The following is an 800-nucleotide window of genomic DNA, read 5'->3' on the forward strand; positions in this document are numbered from 1 at the left end:
GCCACGGGAATGGAGCATGGCCAGAGCGCAGTTCGCCATTCTCTTCGAAGGCCGCTTCAGGCTGGGATGATGAACCCAGCCCGTACACGGAAATTCTGGCAGTTCCCACCAAGGTGCAAATAACGCTATCACCATCCAAAGTTCGACTATCCACCTTGGAGACGGACTGCCGGATTATGCTCGCGAGAACATTCTGCGGGTCGCCAGCAAATACTTTGGGCGGTTGAACACCGCGTCCGCTCATTTCAGCAAGGAGGGGATCACCTACCGCTGTAGCGTCAACATACAGATGGGTGGGCTCCCGATGAAGAGCGCTGATGGCAGGGACAAGGATATTTACTTAGCCTTCAATGCCGCCCTCGAAAAAGTCGCAAAGCAGCTTCGGCGGACCAAGCGAGAGCTTCGCGAGGACAAGGGCGAGCGCGTCGATAAGGATACCCTCCTGCGCGAGCGGATTAACCCAGCACCCGATTCTGACGAAGACCTGCTGTATGCAGAGGGCACAGGATCAGAGGACGAACGAGGGTCACTTTAGGTTCAATACAGGGCAAGGAGCGTGTAGGGTTGATTGTGAGCTACGCGCACTAAGGCTTACCGCCCTTCGTGGATAAGTGGTTCGTAGCCCAAAGCGCGGCTTGGGTTCGATTGGCAGCGCCGACCTTGCGCAAGATTGCTTTCACGTGAACCTTGACCGTCGCCTCAGTAACATCAAGCCTTTTGGCGATGACCTTGTTAGGCTCACCACGCATCAGGCTGCGCAGTATCTCGGCCTCTCGGGGAGAGAGTCTGTGTATCCCCGC

The 800-nt window shown here is 56.5% G+C and carries 2 protein-coding genes; one reads left to right on the plus strand and one right to left on the minus strand.

Annotation, left to right across the window (positions count from 1 at the left end; all coding sequences use genetic code 11):
* Positions 1-133 precede the first annotated feature (133 nt).
* Positions 134-535 (plus strand): ribosome hibernation-promoting factor, HPF/YfiA family, encoded by a 402-nt coding sequence (gene hpf, locus JKG68_RS32705; protein ID WP_202066637.1) that lies wholly within the window; start codon positions 134-136, stop codon positions 533-535.
* A 49-nt stretch (positions 536-584) separates the two neighbouring features.
* Here hpf and JKG68_RS32710 read toward each other — a convergent pair.
* Positions 585-800 (minus strand): response regulator transcription factor (locus tag JKG68_RS32710; RefSeq protein WP_202066636.1); only part of this gene is annotated, 216 nt, incomplete at its 5' end.

The organism is Microvirga aerilata (assembly GCF_016743775.1).
In the GTDB taxonomy this organism is placed as follows: domain Bacteria; phylum Pseudomonadota; class Alphaproteobacteria; order Rhizobiales; family Beijerinckiaceae; genus Microvirga; species Microvirga aerilata.